Genomic DNA, 18,642 nt, shown 5'->3' with positions numbered 1-18,642 from the left:
GTAGGCTGGCGGTACCGTGGTCGCAAAGGCGCGAAGAGTATCATAGCGTCACGGAATGATCAGTCATTTTCCAGGCGCCATTCTTTCGCCATCATGTGCCCGCAAAAGCGCTATCCAGCCGAACGCGAGCCATGCAGCGGGTATATCGGGCCAGTCATTTTCGCCTGCCCCGCCGTGCCCCATCTGCTGGGCTCCGCCGTACGCAAGCAGGCGTTCATACCACCATCGCAGATACCCGCCCTGGCCAGGCGCCATGTCATTGGCCATCACCGTGCGCAAACGCATCGGCAGTGATTCGAACAACAGCTCGTCAATGCGCGGCATGATCTTGCGCTCGTTCTCGATATAGGCCGCCGGGGCCGCGCTGGGCAGCCCCAGCTCCTGGGCCAGCGTCGACAGCTGCTGCGCATACTGACGGTGCGTGTGCAGCGGATCCAGCCGGGCACGCCAGTCAAGCTGCAGGCGCTCGATCGCCTCGACCAGGGTCTCAGCGCCCGCAGCCGGGGCATCGACCAGGACGGCGAGCCAGCGGCGCTCTTGCAGCGGCAAGGCGCGAAGAACCAGTAGCAACTCTGCGCTGCTTGAGCCAGGCGCTGGCGTCCAGTCGCTGAAGTTGGCATCGGCAACGCTGCGCATGCGCGCACAGCGGGTTGGCCAGTCGGCGGGCACCAGCTGCTTGCGCAGCGTGCTCCAGTATTCGGCCAGATCGTCGGTGCGAGCCTTGACCCAGCGCTCGATCAACCAGCGCGGCCGGGACTTATACCTGTTCTTCATCCCTGCCTCTGCCCAGCCGCTCCTTCAGACCCTTAACAATGCCGCGATTGTCTTCCACCAGCATTTCCCTGTCGGTTATCGGCACGGCCCGGCAAAGATCAAGGGTGAAATGACCCAGTCGCGAGCTGTACAGACTGATGCCCACGCCTTGCCCGATCCGCGCCGCGAGCTTTTCCATCAATCCTGAAAGCAGGCTGTCACTCAGCGCTCCGATGGCCATCTCGGTACCGCCGGCCAGCGCGATGTTGCGCAACACATGCCGCGCCAGCCGCCAGCGACCCAGCTGTCCGATCGGCAAGCCAAAGCACACGGCGACCTTCTGCATCATGCGGATGTTGCGCCAGACCACCAGCATCAGGTCCACTGCCACCCAGGGGCTGGTCGCGACCAGCATGCCGGTGCCTATGGCGTCACGCCGGATCATCCGTCGGGCCTGTTCGTCCAGCGGCTTGTAGAACAGCAGATTGAGTCGTCGGGCGACTTCTTCGGCGCTGTGTGACCCGTCCAGCTCCTTGCATACGGCGCGTAACCGACCGGCCAGTGGCGTGTCACGGTACAGCGCCTGGAGTCGCTCCAGCCAGTCGACGCTGAGGCGCTCGTTGTCAGCCAACGCACGCTGCATCTCCAGCCGAAGCTGTTCCAGTTCATTCAAGCGGGTGCGCTGCCGACGTATATCGCGCCACGCCAGTAGGCCACTGCACACCAGCGCCGCCCCGATACCGCCGAGCAATACGCCGGCCACGGGCTGCCAATGCCAGGCGCTGACCGTCCATTGCGCCCACTCATACGTCGCACCGCCAAATACCGCTGCCAGCGCCAGCCGCCCCAGACGCTGCGGCCAGCGCGTCAACGGTGGGGCATTCAGACTGCCGGGCAGCGGCAATTGCTCTGCCAGCTCCTGCTCGCGCGGCGACAGGGTCGCTTCGCCGAGAACACGGGTGATATCCGGCTCGCTCGCGACAGTCGGCTCCCAGGTTTCCAGGATACGTGTCTTGCCCGGGTCCTTCATAACGAGCGGCCCTCCAGCATCCACGCCAGCACGTCGTCCATACGATAGTGCGGAAACGGCTCACTGCGGTGCAGTCCTGGTGGCGGGCGCAGCCGAAGCAGTTCGGGGCCATTGACCGTCAGATCCAGTGGCAGGTGCTCGGGAATGCTGCCGGGCTGGTAGCGCACCCAGCCCTGCTGGCCTACCAGCCCCGCAACCAACGCATCACCCTCCTGGCGCGTTGCGCGCACGGCCGACAACGGCAGCCCCCGCACGGTCACGCCGCCGTGTCGTACCTCGGACAGGCTGTCGGTGATCAGGTCTTCCAGGCACTGCTGTACGGCGCGTTGTTGGTCAGGCGTAACCTGATCCACCTTGGTGGCGCAGATCGCCAGGCGGTTGATGCGCGGCTTGAACAGCCTTTCGAAAAAGCTGCTCGGGCCGTAACGAAAGCTTTCCATGACCGCCTCGAGTGCGGACTTCAGATCGGTCAGCGCCGGCTGACCCGCATCCATCGGAGCCAGCATGTCGACCAGCAGTACCTGCCGGTCCAGACGACTGAAGTGTTCATCGAAGAAACCCTTGACCAGATAGTCCCGGTAATAGCGAAAACGCGCATCGCACTGTGCCCACCAGCTGCCCGCCTCTCCACCGGCGTGTCGGTTGCCCGACAGTAAAGGTACGAACGCCAGCATCTCTGCGGAAACGCCGCTACCGGGCAGCAGGAAGCGACCGGGCTGATTGCGTGACAGGCCCGCCTCGGTACGGCAGCGCTTGAGGAAATCGGTCCATTGGACAACAAGTTCGTCCAGCTCCTGCTGATCATGGGGTTGTGCCGGATCGATGGCCAACAGGCGCTCGCGTAGTGGGCCTGCCAGGGTTCGGCGCGGTTCGGCGTCCAGCCAGGCGCGCATCTGTTCGCACCATTGGCCGTAGTCCAGACGCAACAGCGGCAGATCGAGCAACCACTCGCCTGGGTAATCGAGTATCTCCAGGCGCAGCGAACGGGCTCCCTGCACCTTGCCCAGCAGGCCCTGGGGCCGGAAGCGCAGGTCGATCACCACCCGCGACAGGTCGGTGGTCGAGTCAGGCCATTTCGCCGGGTCGGACGCCAGCGCCGCAAGCGACTCGATATAGCCGAACGGCTGCTCGATGCCGTCCTTCAGCCAGCGGACCGACTCCAGCCGGTCAAACGGAGGCCGCCGGGCCAGCAGGCCGCGGCGATGGTTTTCAAGCTGATTGATCAGGCTGGTGATGAAGGTGGTCTTGCCGGCTGCGCTCAGCCCTGTCACGCCAACGCGCAGATGAGTGCCGACCAGACGACTTGCCTGCTCCCTGGCCTGACGCAGCCAGCGCTGATTTTGCATTCCCGCCATGCACTCACTCCGAAAATCATTTAAGGTCTAGCCCAGTATTGCATAACCACTCAGCGCTATAGAGGATTGAGCCCATGGCCTACTCGGACACGCACAGCAAGGGAATCGGCTATCTGCTCTGGATTTTCGGCTTCATGGGTGCGCACCGTTTCTACTACGGAAAGCCCTGGACGGGGACCCTGTGGTTTTTCACCCTCGGCCTGTTCTTCATCGGCTGGATCATCGATCTGTTCCTGATTCCGGCAATGGACCGCAAGGCGGACCTGCGATTCCGCAGCGGGCGGACCAATTTCAACCTGTGCTGGGTATTGCTGACCTTCCTCGGCATCTTCGGCGCGCATCGTCTGTATATGGGCAAGTGGATCACGGCGATCATCTACTTCTGCACCGGCGGCCTGTTCCTGATCGGCGTGCTCTACGACTACTGGACGCTGAACGAGCAGATCTCGGTCAAGAACATGCAGCGGGACTGGTAGGCAGACCGAGTATCCGGAGCACAACGCCACCCTTCGCAGCGCGCACGGATCAGGTACACTGCGCTTTTTTCAGATTAGGTGGTCCAGCGTGGAGATCTTCAAGGAATTCACTTTCGAGGCAGCTCATCGTCTGCCGCATGTTCCGGAAGGCCACAAATGCGGGCGCCTGCACGGTCACTCGTTCATGGTTGCCATCCACATCGCCGGCGAGGTGAACCCGCATACAGGCTGGATCCGCGACTTCTCCGAGCTTAAAGCCATCTTCAAGCCGATCTATGATCAGCTCGATCACAACTATCTCAACGACATTCCAGGCCTGGAAAACCCCACCAGCGAAGTGCTGGCGCGGTGGATCTGGGTCGAGCTCAAGCCTCTGCTGCCCGAGCTTTGTCAGGTCACCATCCGCGAGACCTGCACCAGCGGGTGCATCTACCGCGGCGACTGAGCATGCCCTACCGGCTGTATCAGCTGATCGAGCGCGCGGCAAAACGTAACCCTGATGCGCAGGCCCTGCTCTGGCGCGACGAAGTGCTGACCTACTCGCAGCTCTGGGCGCATATCGAAGCGCTGGCCGGGTCGTTGCAGGCACTAGGACTCGAGCGCGGTGAACGCGTCGCGGTGTATCTGCCCAAGCAGTTCGAGACGGTCATCTCACTGTTCGCCTGCAATCGCGCCGATGCGGTGTTCATCCCGATCAATCCTCAGCTCAAGCCTGAGCAGGTGGCGCACATTCTGGCGAACGCGGGCACCAGCCTGCTGGTGACCAGCGCACAGCGCGCCCGCCAGCTTGACCGCGAGCTGCACGGAATCACGTCCCTGCGCGGCGCGATTCTGACTGACGGTCCCGCGGAGTTGTCAGTTCAACACTGGCAATGGGGAGCATTGACGCGACGGACGCCGACGCCAGCGCAGAACATCGATACCGACCTCGCCGCACTGCTCTATACCTCAGGCAGCACCGGCTTGCCCAAGGGTGTCATGCTGACCCAGCGCAATTTGCTGTGCGGCGCCGAAAGCGTGGCCGACTACCTGCGCAATGAGCCGCAAGACCGCCTTCTGGCGGTGCTGCCACTGTCTTTCGACTACGGCCTGTCGCAGTTGACGACGGCGTTTCACGTAGGTGCGAGCGTGGTACTGTGCGAGTACCTGTTGCCACGTGACGTCGTCCGCGCCGTGGCCCGCTATCAGGTCACCGGTCTCGCCGGCGTCCCACCCCTGTGGCATCAACTGGCGGCGGTCGACTGGCCCGACGATGCCCGCTGCCTGCGCTATTTCACCAACTCCGGCGGCCGGCTGCCCGACGACACGCTGAACCGACTCCGGACACGTCAGCCGCAGGCCGAACCGTATCTCATGTACGGCCTCACGGAGGCCTTTCGCTCCACGTGGGTGCCGCCGGCGTGGCTGGAGCGCAAACCGGGTTCGATCGGCATTCCCATTCCCAATGCAGACGTGCTTGTCGTGCGCGAGGACGGCTCGGTGTGCGATGCCTTTGAGGAAGGCGAGCTGGTGCACCGCGGTAGCCTGGTGGCATCGGGTTACTGGGCCGACCCTGAACGCACCCGCGAGCGGTTTCGGCCGCTTCCGCAAGGTCCCGGCAGGCCGGCGGCCGACGCGGTAGCAGTCTGGTCCGGGGACCGGGTCTATCGCGATGATGACGGCTTCATGTTCTTCGTAGGCCGACGTGACGAGCAGATCAAATGCTCGGGCTATCGAATTTCACCCGATGAGATCGAACAACAGATCCTCGCCAGCGGACTGGTCGATGAAGCGGTGGTGACGGCTGCCGAACACCCTGCTCTCGGCGAAGCGCCAATCGCCATTCTGACCGGCGACCCGCAGCGACTGCCAGAGCTGCAGCACTGGATCAAGGCCCGGCTGCCCGGTTACATGCAGCCACAGGCCTGGCTCTGGTATCCCGCAATCCCGCGCAATGCGAATGGCAAGTACGATCGCAGCCTGCTCAAACGGACGCTTGCAACACAGTTCCGGTCGGCCTGATCGCTCGTCTGTCGGGAAAACCCGCCATACCTGCTTATATAGCTATTCGCCACCACATGCCGTCGGTATACTGACGCCAGCTTTTTGCAACACGGACGTTGCCTGACCTTTACCGTCCACCTGCCGGGGCTGCGAATGCCGCACACCGAACCGCGGGCTGCTTCAACGGAGGCCGGCCCGAGCCTTCGACACACACGGCGCTCCCTGTTGCTCATCGCCGGGCTGATGCTGTCGTTGTTTCTCGTCGCCAGCGCCACGCTCGTCGTCATCGCGTTTCAACAGAACCACGCCGCCCTCGAACACTCTCGGCAATATGCCGCAAGAGCCATCGACTCACAGTTGCGCGCGCTGGAAACCGTGGTAAGCGACTATGCATTCTGGGGCGACGCCTATCGCCACCTGCACGTTACCGTCGATACAGGGTGGGCCTACGAAAGACAGAACATGGGGCCGTCGCTGTATGAAGACTTCGGCTACGAAGGCCTGCTCGTCATCGGTCCCGACGACACGACCACCTACGCGGTGATACGCGGCGCGCTGACCGATCTTTCCGCGGAGCGCTGGCTGGGACAGGGGCTGGACGGCGTCCTTGCACTTGCTCGGGCGCAGTACGAGGCAGAAGAGCCGGTGAGCGTCATCCACAACATGAATGGACAGCCGGTGCTTGTTGGGGCCGCGCCGCTGACGGTCGGCAGCGATCCGACAGTAACGCCGATGCGGGGCGGGACGTCGGTTGTGCTGTTCGTCTCCATCATGAGTCCGGAGAAGCTGCTGCAAATTGGCAGGGATCTTGGTGTCGATGGATTGCGCGTGGCAGATCAGGGCGCTTCCAACGAGCGGGCCTGGCTCGATCTCGACACGCAGGGTCCGTCCATCGCTCTTACCTGGGATCCGGCGCGCCCGGGCGAGCAACTCTTGTACGTGATGCTCCCCCTGCTACTGCTTACCGGGATTCTGTGTGCCGGTCTCGCGTTGGCGATCCTGCAGCGCGCGTTCAACACCGCGCGAGATGTCGATGCCAGCTACGCGTCGTTGTCGGCCAGCCAAGCGGCGCTGGCCATCAGCGAAGCGCGGTTCCGCGACGTTGCCGAGGCCTCGTCCGACTGGATATGGGAAACCGACTCGGACCTGCAGATTACCTACCTCTCAGACCGCTTTGCCAAGGTGACCGGTCACCTTCGCAAGGACTGGCTGGGTCGCCCTATCACTGATTTTCTGCGTTGCCCTGCCAACCTGGCCTCCTGGCTCAACGGTCAGATCGGGCGCACGCCCGGCGGCGACACCTGGCAGTGCTACTACATGTCTCGCGATGGTCGGCGACGCGTCTGCATGGTCTCGCTGCGTTACATTGAAGAGAGCCCGCTTGCGGGCGGGTACCGCGGCACCGCCAGAGACATTACCGACGAAGTCGAGGCACGCGCCAGGATCGAACATCTGTCACAGCACGACTCTCTGACCGGCCTGCCCAACCGCAACCGGCTGCAGCAGTTTCTCGATGGCCGGCTCAAGGACACGGCTGCGGAGAACGAACCGCTGGCCATGTTGAGCATCGATCTGGACCGATTCAAGCCGGTCAACGATACCTTCGGCCATCACGCGGGCGACCTGGTGCTGACCGAAGTTGCGAACCGCCTGCGCAGTTGCCTGCGCGACGGCGACCTGGTGGCGCGTCTGGGCGGCGATGAATTCATCCTCATAGTCAGTGGGCTGGCTACGCAGGACGAGATTGCCCGCCTGTGTGCGCGGTTGATCGACAGCGTCGAGCGCGTTATCGAGTATCGTGGGCAACGCGTGTTCATCAGCGCCAGTATTGGCGTGGCCATGGCGCCGATGGACGCCACCGATCCGGCTGAGCTGTTGCGCTATGCGGACATCGCGCTCTATGAGGCCAAGGGCGCAGGGCGCAAGACCTGGTGCTTCTACGCCAGCGACATGAATGAGCGCATCCTGCAGCGCAACCAGCTCGAACGCGATCTGCGCCAGGCGATAAAGGACCAGACTCTGCACATCGTCATGCAGCCGCGCTACCACGTCGAGTCAGGCCGCATGGTCGCAGCCGAGACGCTGGTTCGCTGGTATCACCCGGTTCGCGGACAGCTGGGGCCGGATCTGTTCATTCCCATCGCCGAAGAAACCGGGCTGATCCATCCACTGAGTACCTGGATCCTGCGCAGCGCCTGCGAGGAGGCCGTAGCCTGGAAGAACGATGTGCGGGTCTCGGTCAATCTGTCCCCCAGCGAGTTCCGCCGAGGTGATCTGGTCGCTCGGGTTCACGACATTCTCCGGGAGACCGGTCTCGAACCACATCGTCTGGAACTGGAAGTCACGGAGAACGTGATGCTGGAAGATGCCGAGCGCGCGCTGGAGGTCATGCTGCAACTCAAGGCCCTGGGGGTGCGACTGGCGATGGATGACTTCGGGACCGGCTATTCCTCACTGAGTTATCTGAGCAATTTCCCATTCGACGGACTGAAGATCGACCGAGCATTCATCGCCGGGCTGGGCGACTCAGCCTCGAGTCAGGCGATCGTCGAGGCAGTTATCGCACTCGGCAGCGCGCTCGACCTCACGATCACCGCCGAGGGTGTGGAAACGTCGGAACAGCTGGAACAACTGCGGCGCCTTGGCTGCTTCGAAGCACAGGGCTACCATCTGGACAGACCGATGCATCTGAAAGACCTCCGGAAGATGATGGTGCCCGTGCAGTCCATCGGAGAAAGCAACTAATGCTGGCATAGTCTGTTTCAATTAGGCATTTTCCGCCTTCCTGACTACGCTGCGCCGACTTTCGAGGAGAACTGACCGAACTCATGAGCGTGCACTCGTCCCATCCCTTCGCCAACTACGAACGCGAGCGTCTACAGGCGCTGCGTCAGCTTAACCTCCTCGACACGCCACCCAGCGAAAGCTTCGACCGCATCACGCGCATGGCTGCGCGGCTGTTCAACCTGCCGATTGCCGCTGTTTCGCTGACGGACGAAGACCGGCAGTGGTTCAAGTCCCGAGTCGGCGTTGAACACTGGGAGATCCCGCGCGAACGTGCCTGTTGCGGAGAGGTCGCTGACACAACCCGTATGTTGGTAGTCAACGATCTGCTCGAGTCCGATACCTACCGGGACAGTGTGCTGGCAAATTCGGGTATCCGTTTCTACGCCGGCGCCCCTCTCCTCACCCGCGAAGGCTACAGCCTCGGCGCGATGTGCGTATTGGGCACCGAGCCGCGCCAGGCGACCAGCGAGGAGCTAGCCGCGCTTCAGGACCTCGCGGCGATGGTCATGGCGCAGATCGAACTGCAGCATGCATTCGGCCGGATCGAACCCACCACCGGCCTGCCGAATCGCAGCCAGTTTGCCGAAGACCTGGAGGATCTGGGTCGTGACGCACCGGATGACCGGCGGTTTGCCGTATTCATTGAACTGCTCGACTCACAGCAGATATCGACCGTCCAGCGGGTCATGGGTCAGACCGTGCTCGACTCCCTGTCGCGCAAAGTCGCGCGGTTCCTGCTGGAAAGACTGCGTCCCAAGACCCAGGTCTATCAACTCGGCTCCTGCCAGTACGTCTACATCTGCATCTACCGCGATGAAGCCGCTGCCGTCGACTACGCCGTGGGCCTGAGGCATGATCTGCTGGCACTTTGCAGGGAGCACGACACCTCGATCAGCATCCGGCCCGCGTTGGGCGTATCACCCTTTCTGCCAGGTTCGGTCGAGGCCAGCGATCTGCTGCGCACTTCGCACAGCGCATGCCTGGATGCGCGGCAGACCGAAGCAGGCGTCGGCGTCTTTTCCATGAGCATCGATGCCGGACATCAACGCCGCTTCACCCTGCTGGCAGACATCCGCTCTGCCCTGCTCAGCCAGGATCAGTTGCGCCTGGTGTTTCAACCGCGCATTGAGTCAGCCACCGGCCGCTGCGTTGGCGCCGAAGCCCTGCTGCGCTGGCGTCATCCGACGCTGGGCGACATCTCGCCCGCCGAATTCATCCCGTTGCTGGAAAACACCCCGCTGGCTCGACCGATCACCGCCTGGGTCATGCAGGCAGCTATCGCCCGCAGCGCCATCTGGAACCGACAGGGTCGGGACCTGCGTATATCGGTCAACGTGTCGGCAGCGAATCTGGATGAGGATGACTTCGTCGACAACGTGCTGGCAACGATGCGACAGCACGGACTGCCGAGCTCGGCGCTCGAGCTTGAGCTGACTGAAAGTGCGCTGATAGGCAACAGTCGCTCGGCCTCGGAGCGGCTCGGCCGCCTGGGTGCAGAAGGCATTACCGTGGCGATCGACGACTTCGGTACAGGCTACAGCAGCCTCGCCTACCTGCAGGAAATCCCGGCGCACGTGGTCAAGATCGACCGCTCTTTCGTCAGCCGCCTGGACACACATGCCCGTAGCCAGACGCTGGTGCGCAACATGGTCTCGATGGCCCACGACATGGGCTATCGCGTCGTGGCCGAAGGCGTGGAAAGCATCGAATCACGCGATTTCCTCCATGCCCTGGGCTGCGAAGAGCTGCAGGGCTATCTGATTGCCCGCCCCATGTCCGCGGAAGCCCTGGAGCAGTGGTTGATCGAACGCGAACCGGACTGAACGAGAAATGGCGTCAACGCTTCGGGCATAATGCCACCTTTGACACTGTCCACGGATTTCCATGAAGCCTGAAGACCTGCAACTGCTAGTGACTCGTCAAATGCCCTTCGGCAAGTACAAGGGTCGGCTCATTGCCGACCTGCCGGGGCATTATCTGAACTGGTTTGCCCGGGAGGGCTTTCCGCCGGGAGACATCGGTCGCTTGCTGGCGCTCATGCAGGAAATCGATCACAACGGACTTTCTCCCCTGCTCGATCCGTTGCGCTCGTCGCCGCGGGTACGTTGAACCTTCCCTGGACGCCGAATGCCCCACTCTGCGCTAGACCGTTTTACCGATGCCGGCCCCGAACTGCTGATAAACGGCCTTACGCTTGATCAACTGGCTCTGCGCGCCGGTGGAACGCCGTTTTACGCATACGACCGGGCCGCGATCGTGCAGCGTGTCGACACACTTCGATCGGGCCTGCCACAGCGCGTCGAGTTGCATTACGCAATCAAGGCCAATCCGATGCCGGCCGTGGTCAATCTGCTGGCCAGCTGCGTTGACGGACTGGACGTCGCGTCGATTGGCGAACTGCGCGTAGCGCTGGACAGCGGCACCGCTGCCGCGGACATCAGCTTCGCAGGGCCCGCCAAGGGTGATGACGAGCTCGCCGCAGCCGTCGCCAATGGCGTATTGATCAACGTTGAGTCAGCAGATGAGTTGCGGCGCATACGAGGCATTGCATCCAGGCTGCAGTGTCCTGCGCAGATTGCGCTGCGGGTCAATCCGGACTTCGAGCTGAAGTCGTCGGGTATGAAGATGGGCGGCGGTGCCAGACCCTTTGGCATCGATGCCGAGCGGGTCCCCGAACTGCTCGATACATTGCGCAGCGACGAGCTGGTTTTGAAGGGGTTGCACATCTTCAGCGGCTCGCAGAACCTGCGCGAGGAAGCGATCGCCGAAGCGCAGAGCCTGACCTTTGAGTTGACCAGACGTCTCACCCAGTTCTGGGGCAACCCGTTCGAACTGATCAACATCGGAGGGGGACTTGGCATTCCGTATTTTCCTGCCGACCGGCCGCTCGACGTCACGCGTGTTGGCGAGCAGCTGGCGCGACTGATCGACGAGAATGCCCATTGGCTTGGCAACACGCGGTTGATCATGGAGCTGGGGCGATACCTGGTCGGCGAAGCGGGCTATTACGTGTGTCGCGTCATTGAGCGCAAACACAGCCGCGGCCAGACGTATCTGTTGTGCGACGGTGGTCTGCATCACCATCTGGCCAACTCCGGCAACTTCGGCCAGGTGCTTCGCAAGAATTATCCGGTGGTCATTGGTAATCGCCTGAACGAGCAACCAGTGGAAATGGTCAGCGCCCACGGGCCATTGTGCACGCCGCTGGATATTCTCGCGGACAAGGTCGAGCTGCCGCGCGCGGAGCCAGGCGATTTTCTGGTGGTCCTGCAATCAGGTGCCTACGGTCCGAGCGCAAGTCCCACCGCGTTTCTCGGCCACCCTGCAGCCATCGAGATGCTGGTCTGATCTAGATGGGATCGTTGCGGGTCAGCAGTTCTTCGGGCAGATGCACGATCCAGTCTTCAGCCTGCGGCGGCATCTGCACGTGATAGCCCTGTTGCGACAGATTGCGCAACACGGCATGAGTGTCTTCCTTGGCCAGCTTGCGGTGCTCGTGCAACTCCAGGTCCATGGCGTGCTCCAGCAATCCGGCCATGTGCTGTATCGGCTCGGGCAGGTCGCTGACATCCGCTCCGCGGCGTAGATAGATGTACATACCCGGCTTGCGCTTGCTGCGATAGATTGAGCATTCAACCGACATCGTTGCCTTCCTGTGTTCCGTTTGCGACCTGAAGGAGTTGCTCACCCATGAGCTGTCGACGCCAGCTCACCAGTTCATCGGGTAACTGGTACGGCCCGCCAGGGTAGCCGGTCCTCACCATGGCCTCGAGCACCTTCTTGCGTAACATGATTTCCGGGGCGATGCCCAACCGGGTGGCATGCGCCTGACCCACCTTGCGCAGCGCCTTGAGCATCTTGTTGGCGTCCGCCGGAAGCGGCTCCGGCAGCCGTGCCGGCCACTGATCCTGCGGCACCGCCTTGCCCTGCCGGATCAACTCGAGAATCTGCTGGCCGTCCTGGCGCACCGAGCGGGGGTGCATGTCCTCGATACGCGCCAGATCCTGGAGGCTATCCGGCTGACGCTGAGCAAGTGGCACCATCGTGGTCTCTCTGAGCAGCCGATTGCGCGCCTGATTGCGAGCCCGGGACTCGCGCTCCCGCCAGGCGGCCAACCGCTGCAGCACGGCCAACTGGTCCGGGCGCAGACGCCAGGCCTGTTTGATCGAACGATAGGCTTGATCCGGATCCTGCTGGAGACCCACGACCGCGCTTTGCTCGGCGGTATCGCTCAACAACCACGCAGTGAAGCCGGCCTGCTCGATACGCGGAGCCAGCTCCTTGTAGATGTCCGCGAGATGTATCGCATCGTCTGCGGCATATTGCAGCTGAGTTTCACTGAGTGGACGCTGCAACCAGTCCGAGCGCGTCTCGTCCTTGGCCAACTCGATGCCCAGCAGAGCATTGACCAATCGTGAATAGCCCATCGAGAAGTCCATACCCAGATAGGCGGCCGCCAGTTGCGTATCGAACAACGGTTTGGGCACCGCCCCGCACAACTGGTGAAACACCTCGAGGTCTTCACTGCATGAATGCAGCACCTTGATAACCTGCGGATCCTCCAGAAGCGCCACCATCGGCGCCCAGTCGGTAATGGCCAGCGGATCGATCAGGTAGGCTTGCTCGCCGTCACCGACCTGAATCAGGCCGGCGATCGGAAAGAAGGTCTCGGTGCGCACGAACTCGGTGTCCACCGCAATGAACGGCAGCGTCCGCCAGCGTTCGCACCAGGCGGCAAGTTCGGAATTGTCGGCGATCATCAGGGGCTGAGCCCGGGATGCGGTCATGATGCGGTTCCTTGAGCGGGGCGACAGTATAACCGATGAAACGGCCGGCGCCCGGCCCCGAAAGCGATACCGAACGTGTCCCTTCACCATCAAGATTGATCCGTATCAACCGATACAGTCACTGGATTCTTATAATTGGCGCTCATCGGCGTCCCCTCGTCCGATACGAGTGCAGCGAATGGAGCAGGCATGGCTTTTCAGCATTTACCGTTGAAGTACAAATTCTGGGCGGTCAATGGCGTGACGTTCATCAGTACGCTGCTGCTGGTTCTTGTCGCGCTCTGGGTCGAGCAACGCACCCTGCACAAGGAGCGTCAGGCCGTGGCCGGCTCGCTGATCACGCAGCTCGAAGCGGGTCAACCCGTGCCGCACCTGACATGGCTGAATGCAGACGCTCTGGGCACAGCGCCGCCGGCGCTGGGTACTGCGCCGGTCTGGATCGATGCAGACAGACTGCCACCAGCAATGGCAGGCGGAGTACACGGCGCCTGGGGCATGCGCAACGGCGAGCAGACCGTGTTGCTGGCAGTGAATCATCAGCCGTACTTCGCTCTGCTGATTGCCCAGGCCCCTTTCTACGCCGTGACGGTGTTCGTTCTGATGCTCGGCGTACTGGTGGTCTCGCAGCTGTTGATTCTGTTCATCACCCGGCACATCACTGCGTTGCGCGATGTCATGCTCGCCGTTCAGGAAACCGGCGATCTGACCCTGCGCGCGAAAGCCGATTCTCGCGATGAGGTGGGCTCGATCGCACGGGCATTCAACGCGATGCAATCCGCTCAGCAGGAGGTGGTGGGGGCCGTGCGACATGCTGCCGAAGACCTGGACCGCGGCACCTCCGAACTGGCTAGACTGATGGGGCAGGTACGCGACGGCATGATTGCGCAGCAAGGCGAAACCGATATGGTGGCGGCTGCTGCGAACGAAATGAGCGCTACGGTTCAGGACATTGCCGGCAATACGGCGGCATCACGGGACCAGTCCGATCAGGCGGATCAGCTGGCGCGCCACGGGCGCGACCAGGTGTTGAAGGTCAGTGGCACCATAGCCGGGCTGGCGACCAGCATCGAGCGTTGCACCCACCATATGCAGAAACTCGAAGGGCACAGCCAGGAGATCAGCGGCGTGGTGCGGGTCATTCGAGACATTGCCGAGCAGACCAACCTGCTGGCGTTGAACGCGGCTATCGAAGCCGCCCGTGCAGGGGAATCCGGCCGCGGCTTTGCGGTGGTCGCCGACGAGGTGCGCGCGCTGGCGCAGCGGGTACAGAAGTCGACTGACGAAATTCACCGCATGATCGAAGCCTTGCAGGGCGGAACGCAGGATGCGGTGCGCGACATGCAGGCCAGCGCCGAGCTGACGCACGATTCGGTAGAACAGATCGAAGAAGCAGGTGCATCACTGGGCAGAATCACCTCGGCCGTGAGCCAGATCCTTGCCGGGAACAGCGAAATCGCTTCGGCAGTGGAACAGCAGAGCCAGGCCGCCGAAGCCATTACGCAGAGCGTGGTGCAGATTCGCGATGTGACCGAGCAGACCGTCCAGCAAACTCACCGTAGCGCCTCGACCAGCGAACAGCTCGCGACACTCGCGCACACGCTCAGTGCATCGGTCAGCAAGCTGCGTACCTGAACCTGAACCGGGCAGCGCCTGCTGCCCGATGTCTGCTATTGAACCGCAATCCGCTCGCGGTTCTTTTCCACCGTCGCCGCACCGATTCCGCTGACCGAGCTGAGCGCTTCAGGCGACTCGAACTGCCCATGCTCTTCCCGATACGACACGATGGCCTGCGCCTTTGCCTCGCCCACGCCCTGAAGTGTCTCGGCGATCTCCGCTGCGCTGGCAGTGTTGATGTTGACGGACAAGTTCGGCGTTGTGGTTTCAGCGAACGCGGGCGCCACGAGCCATGCAGAAGCAACAAGAACAACGGTACTGAGTAGTTTTTTCATGAGGATCACTCCTTGTGAGTAGTTGCGAAGCCGTACTACAAGGGTGACTACTGAGGCTTACTGCTCGGAACGCCCGCTTCCCTGCGGCAGGCGTACCCTAGGATAAATGCGCGGCGATGCCAAACGCGATGCTCAAATATGCGAACCGTTCGGCAACCGGCACGCCGCAGACAGCGTGCCGGCCCACCGGTCAGACCGCGTCGAGCCCGCGTTGCAGATCGGCTCGAATGTCCGCCACGTCTTCCAGACCCACCGCAACGCGTATCAGGTTGTCCCTGATACCCGCAGCCGACCGCGCCTCCGGCGTCAGCCGTCCATGGGTAGTGGTGGCCGGATGCGTGATGGTCGATTTTGCATCGCCCAGATTGGCAGTGATCGAAAGCAGCCGCGTGGCATCGATGAATCGCCAGGCTTCCTCACGCCCCCCGCGTACCTCGAAGCTGACCACTGCACCGAAGGCACTCTGCTGCGCGCGGGCGAGCTCGTGCTGCGGGTGGCTGGGCAAGCCGGCGTAATAGACGTGTTCGACCTGCGGTTGCTGCTCAAGCCATTCAGCCAGCGCCTGCGCACTGGTGCAATGGGCCTGCATGCGCAGCCGCAATGTTTCAAGGCCCTTGAGGAATACCCAGGCATTGAACGGGCTCATGGTCGGGCCGGCGGTGCGCAGGAATCCGACGACTTCCTGCATGTGCTCGCGACGCCCGGCGACCACGCCACCCAGCGCCCTGCCCTGGCCATCGATGTACTTGGTAGCGGAATGGATGATGATGTCCGCGCCAAACTCGAGAGGCTTTTGCAGCGCAGGCGTGCAGAAACAGTTGTCCACCGCCAACAGCGCGCCCTGCTCGTGCGCAACCTGCGCGAGGCCGCGAATGTCGACCAGCTCGGCGAGCGGGTTGGACGGCGATTCGACGAAGAACAACCGCGTATTGGCCCGGCATGCTGATCGCCAACCCTGCAGGTCGCCCAGCGGAACGTAGTCGACCTCGACGCCGAAGCGCTTGAAGTACTTTTCAAATAGCGTCACGGTTGCGCCGAACACGCTGCGAGATACGACAATGTGGTCGCCAGCCGAGCATAAACTCATGACCGTGGCCAGAATCGCCGCCATGCCGGAGGCCGTTGCCACGGCCTGCTCGGCGCCTTCAAGCGCGGCAATACGCTGCTCGAAGGTGCGTACCGTCGGATTCATGTACCGCGAGTAGACGTTGCCTGGCGCGTCGCCAGCGAAACAGGCCGCCGCGTCAGCTGCGGTACGAAACACATAACTGGAGGTCAGGAACAGCGCCTCGCCATGTTCTGCTTCCGGCCCCCGATGCTGACCTGCGCGCACCGCCAGGGTGTCGAACGCTACGCCGTCGAGATCACTGTCCAGCCGGCCGGCTTCCCATTCGTTGCTCATCGCTGTCCTCTCGCCAGAATCAGGTGCTGCCCGGCTTCGCCGGGCTCAGTTATTGTGCAGGTCGATGATCGCACTGGCTACGTTGTTGGTAGATTTGGCCGCATCGTTGCGCGCCTGCTCGATCTTGCCCAGATAGGCTTCGTTGACGTCACCTGTCACGTACTTGCCATCGAACACCGAGCAATCGAATTCGGTGATGTTCGGATTGCCTTCGCGAACCGCTTCGACCAGGTCGTCCAGGTCCTGGTAGATCAACCAGTCGGCGCCGATGAGTTCCGCCACTTCCTCGGTGGTGCGCCCGTGTGCAATCAGCTCGTGAGCGCTGGGCATGTCGATACCGTACACGTTGGGATAGCGTACCGCGGGCGCAGCCGAACAGAAGTACACGTTGGCAGCGCCGGCTTCACGCGCCATCTGGATAATCTGCTTGCAGGTGGTCCCGCGCACGATCGAATCGTCGACCAGCAGCACGTTCTTGCCGCGAAACTCCAGCTCGATGGCGTTGAGCTTCTGTCGAACCGACTTCTTGCGCGCCGCCTGCCCGGGCATGATGAAAGTACGCCCGATATAACGATTCTTGACGAACCCTTCGCGAAACTTGACGCCCAGCCGGTTCGCCAGCTCGACGGCAGAGGTCCGGCTGGTATCGGGAATGGGAATGACCACATCGATGCCGTGATCGGGACGGTCGCGCAAAATCTTCTCGGCGAGCTTCTCGCCCATGCGCAGTCGAGCCTTGTACACCAGCACCCCATCGATCATCGAGTCGGGTCTGGCGAGATAGACATGCTCGAAGATGCACGGAGCATAGTGACCGTTCTTCGCACACTGCAGCGTGTGCAGCTCGCCAGCGTCGGTGATGTAGACCGCCTCGCCAGGTTCGAGGTCGCGGATCAGCTCGAAGCCGAGCACGTCGAGGGCAACGCTTTCGGATGCGATCATGTATTCGATGCCATCGGGTGTTTCACGCTTGCCAAACACGATAGGCCGAATGCCGTTCGGGTCGCGAAAGCCGACGATGCCGTAGCCGGTGACCATGGCGATGGCCGCATAGCCGCCGCGACAGCGGTTGTGGACAGCTCGCACGGCGTTGAAGATGTCATCCTGATTCGGCCGCAGTTTGCCTCCACTGGCCAGCTCATGAGCGAACACATTGAGCAGCACTTCGGAGTCCGAATTGGTGTTGACGTGGCGCAGGTCAGCTTCGTAGATCTCGCGCGACAATTGCTCGACATTGGTCAGATTGCCGTTGTGCGCAAGCGTGATGCCGTACGGCGAGTTGACATAGAACGGCTGTGCTTCGGCCGAGCTTGACGAACCGGCAGTCGGGTAGCGAACGTGGCCGATGCCCATGTTGCCGACCAGCCGCTGCATGTGGCGCTGATGGAACACGTCGCGCACCAGGCCGTTGTCCTTGCGCAGAAACAGTCGTCCACTGTCGCAGGTCACGATGCCGGCGGCGTCCTGACCGCGATGCTGCAGGACGGTCAAGGCATCATAGAGCGCCTGGTTGACGTTCGTTTTGCCTACTATGCCAACAATGCCACACATGGCTGAACACCTTTCGTTGAAGTTTGAAACGCTCGCGCCGACCCGGCGCGGACATCAGCGTCCGACCATGCCAAGGATGAATCCCTTGGACCAGTCGGCCACCAGAAGAAAATGAGGAATCAACTCAGACTCGCGCCACCACAAATCGCCCTCCACGGGCGCAAGGCTCAGCAATCCGACCGCGATCACCACCAGCAGCACCCCGCGGGCGGCACCGAAGACCATGCCCAGAAAGCGATCGGTCCCGGTGAGCCCGGTGACCGCGACCAGCTGCCCGATAAGGTAATTGACCAGCCCGCCAAGTATCAGCGTCAGCACAAACAGAATGGCACAGGCTGTGATGACACGTACCGAAGGCGTCTCAATGTATCCGACGAGCAGTTCGGCCAGCGCCCCGCCAAACGTCCAGGCCACCAGGCCTGCGACCACCCAGGTCACCAGCGACAGTGCTTCCTTGACGAAGCCCCGCGTCAAACTGATCAGAGCCGATACCGCGATGATGCCGATGATCAGCCAATCCACCCAGGCAAATGTCACGCTGCGCTACCCTGTCGAAAAAAGGGGGTCAT

The 18,642-nt window shown here is 62.3% G+C and carries 17 protein-coding genes; 8 read left to right on the top strand and 9 right to left on the bottom strand.

What is annotated here, in order from left to right:
* Positions 1-63 precede the first annotated feature (63 nt).
* From KEM63_RS07270 to KEM63_RS07260, 3 genes are read right to left on the bottom strand one after another with little or no spacing between them, the layout of a single operon-like run.
* The gene (locus KEM63_RS07270) at positions 64-774 is read right to left on the bottom strand and encodes a hypothetical protein (protein ID WP_223655524.1); all 711 of its coding nucleotides are present in this window, start codon (positions 772-774) and stop codon (positions 64-66) included.
* Complete coding sequence (locus tag KEM63_RS07265; RefSeq protein ID WP_223655523.1) at positions 758-1,783, bottom strand: DUF697 domain-containing protein; 1,026 nt, start codon at positions 1,781-1,783, stop codon at positions 758-760. Before KEM63_RS07265 ends, KEM63_RS07270 begins: the two co-directional genes overlap by 17 nt.
* Positions 1,780-3,138, bottom strand: a complete 1,359-nt coding sequence (locus tag KEM63_RS07260; RefSeq protein ID WP_223655522.1) for a YcjX family protein — start codon at positions 3,136-3,138, stop codon at positions 1,780-1,782. Before KEM63_RS07260 ends, KEM63_RS07265 begins: the two co-directional genes overlap by 4 nt.
* 74 nt (positions 3,139-3,212) lie before the next feature.
* On the opposite strand from KEM63_RS07260, the gene KEM63_RS07255 reads away from it, so the two are divergent.
* The 7 genes from KEM63_RS07255 (at position 3,213) to KEM63_RS07225 (ending at position 11,732) form a co-directional block, all read left to right on the top strand.
* Positions 3,213-3,614, top strand: coding sequence for an NINE protein (locus tag KEM63_RS07255; RefSeq protein WP_223655521.1), 402 nt, complete (start codon positions 3,213-3,215; stop codon positions 3,612-3,614).
* 88 nt (positions 3,615-3,702) lie between these two features.
* Positions 3,703-4,059 (top strand): 6-carboxytetrahydropterin synthase QueD, encoded by a 357-nt coding sequence (queD, locus tag KEM63_RS07250; RefSeq protein ID WP_223655520.1) that lies wholly within the window; start codon positions 3,703-3,705, stop codon positions 4,057-4,059.
* A gap of 2 nt (positions 4,060-4,061) precedes the next feature.
* Positions 4,062-5,615, top strand: a complete 1,554-nt coding sequence (locus KEM63_RS07245; RefSeq protein ID WP_223655519.1) for an acyl-CoA ligase (AMP-forming), exosortase A system-associated — start codon at positions 4,062-4,064, stop codon at positions 5,613-5,615.
* A 135-nt stretch (positions 5,616-5,750) separates the two neighbouring features.
* Positions 5,751-8,342, top strand: a complete 2,592-nt coding sequence (locus KEM63_RS07240; RefSeq protein WP_223655518.1) for a bifunctional diguanylate cyclase/phosphodiesterase — start codon at positions 5,751-5,753, stop codon at positions 8,340-8,342.
* Between the two features lie 83 nt (positions 8,343-8,425).
* Complete coding sequence (locus tag KEM63_RS07235; protein WP_223655517.1) at positions 8,426-10,207, top strand: putative bifunctional diguanylate cyclase/phosphodiesterase; 1,782 nt, start codon at positions 8,426-8,428, stop codon at positions 10,205-10,207.
* Positions 10,208-10,268: 61 nt separating this feature from the next.
* Positions 10,269-10,493: a DUF3820 family protein gene (locus KEM63_RS07230; RefSeq protein ID WP_223655516.1), complete on the top strand. Its 225-nt coding sequence runs from the start codon at positions 10,269-10,271 to the stop codon at positions 10,491-10,493.
* Positions 10,494-10,511: 18 nt separating this feature from the next.
* On the top strand, positions 10,512-11,732 hold the full coding sequence (locus tag KEM63_RS07225; RefSeq protein WP_223655515.1) for a pyridoxal-dependent decarboxylase, exosortase A system-associated: 1,221 nt from the start codon (positions 10,512-10,514) through the stop codon (positions 11,730-11,732).
* A 1-nt stretch (position 11,733) separates the two neighbouring features.
* Here KEM63_RS07225 and KEM63_RS07220 read toward each other — a convergent pair whose 3' ends face one another.
* Together KEM63_RS07220 and rnd are read right to left on the bottom strand one after the other, a co-directional pair.
* Positions 11,734-12,027, bottom strand: coding sequence for a YcgL domain-containing protein (locus KEM63_RS07220; RefSeq protein WP_223655514.1), 294 nt, complete (start codon positions 12,025-12,027; stop codon positions 11,734-11,736).
* On the bottom strand, positions 12,017-13,171 hold the full coding sequence (gene rnd, locus KEM63_RS07215) for a ribonuclease D (RefSeq protein ID WP_423747839.1): 1,155 nt from the start codon (positions 13,169-13,171) through the stop codon (positions 12,017-12,019). The genes KEM63_RS07220 and rnd overlap by 11 nt, the downstream gene beginning before the upstream one ends.
* A gap of 189 nt (positions 13,172-13,360) precedes the next feature.
* Between rnd and KEM63_RS07210 the strand changes: the two genes are divergently transcribed.
* Positions 13,361-14,803 (top strand): methyl-accepting chemotaxis protein, encoded by a 1,443-nt coding sequence (locus KEM63_RS07210; RefSeq protein ID WP_223655513.1) that lies wholly within the window; start codon positions 13,361-13,363, stop codon positions 14,801-14,803.
* 35 nt (positions 14,804-14,838) lie between these two features.
* Here the strand turns inward: KEM63_RS07210 and KEM63_RS07205 are convergent, their stop codons facing one another.
* The 4 genes from KEM63_RS07205 to KEM63_RS07190 form a co-directional block, all read right to left on the bottom strand.
* Positions 14,839-15,120, bottom strand: coding sequence for a ComEA family DNA-binding protein (locus KEM63_RS07205; RefSeq protein ID WP_223655512.1), 282 nt, complete (start codon positions 15,118-15,120; stop codon positions 14,839-14,841).
* A 190-nt stretch (positions 15,121-15,310) separates the two neighbouring features.
* Entirely contained in the window at positions 15,311-16,522 is a 1,212-nt protein-coding gene (locus tag KEM63_RS07200; RefSeq protein ID WP_223655511.1) for an O-succinylhomoserine sulfhydrylase, read from the bottom strand.
* 45 nt (positions 16,523-16,567) lie between these two features.
* Positions 16,568-18,073: an amidophosphoribosyltransferase gene (gene purF, locus KEM63_RS07195; RefSeq protein ID WP_223655510.1), complete on the bottom strand. Its 1,506-nt coding sequence runs from the start codon at positions 18,071-18,073 to the stop codon at positions 16,568-16,570.
* Positions 18,074-18,127: 54 nt separating this feature from the next.
* Positions 18,128-18,610, bottom strand: coding sequence for a CvpA family protein (locus KEM63_RS07190; RefSeq protein WP_223655509.1), 483 nt, complete (start codon positions 18,608-18,610; stop codon positions 18,128-18,130).
* Between the last annotated feature and the right edge of the window lie 32 nt (positions 18,611-18,642).

The sequence above is a fragment of the Halopseudomonas nanhaiensis genome, assembly GCF_020025155.1.
In the GTDB taxonomy this organism is placed as follows: Bacteria; Pseudomonadota; Gammaproteobacteria; order Pseudomonadales; family Pseudomonadaceae; genus Halopseudomonas; species Halopseudomonas nanhaiensis.
Note: the sequence above shows the minus strand (reverse complement) of the source record. Positions and strands in the feature narration are given on the sequence as shown.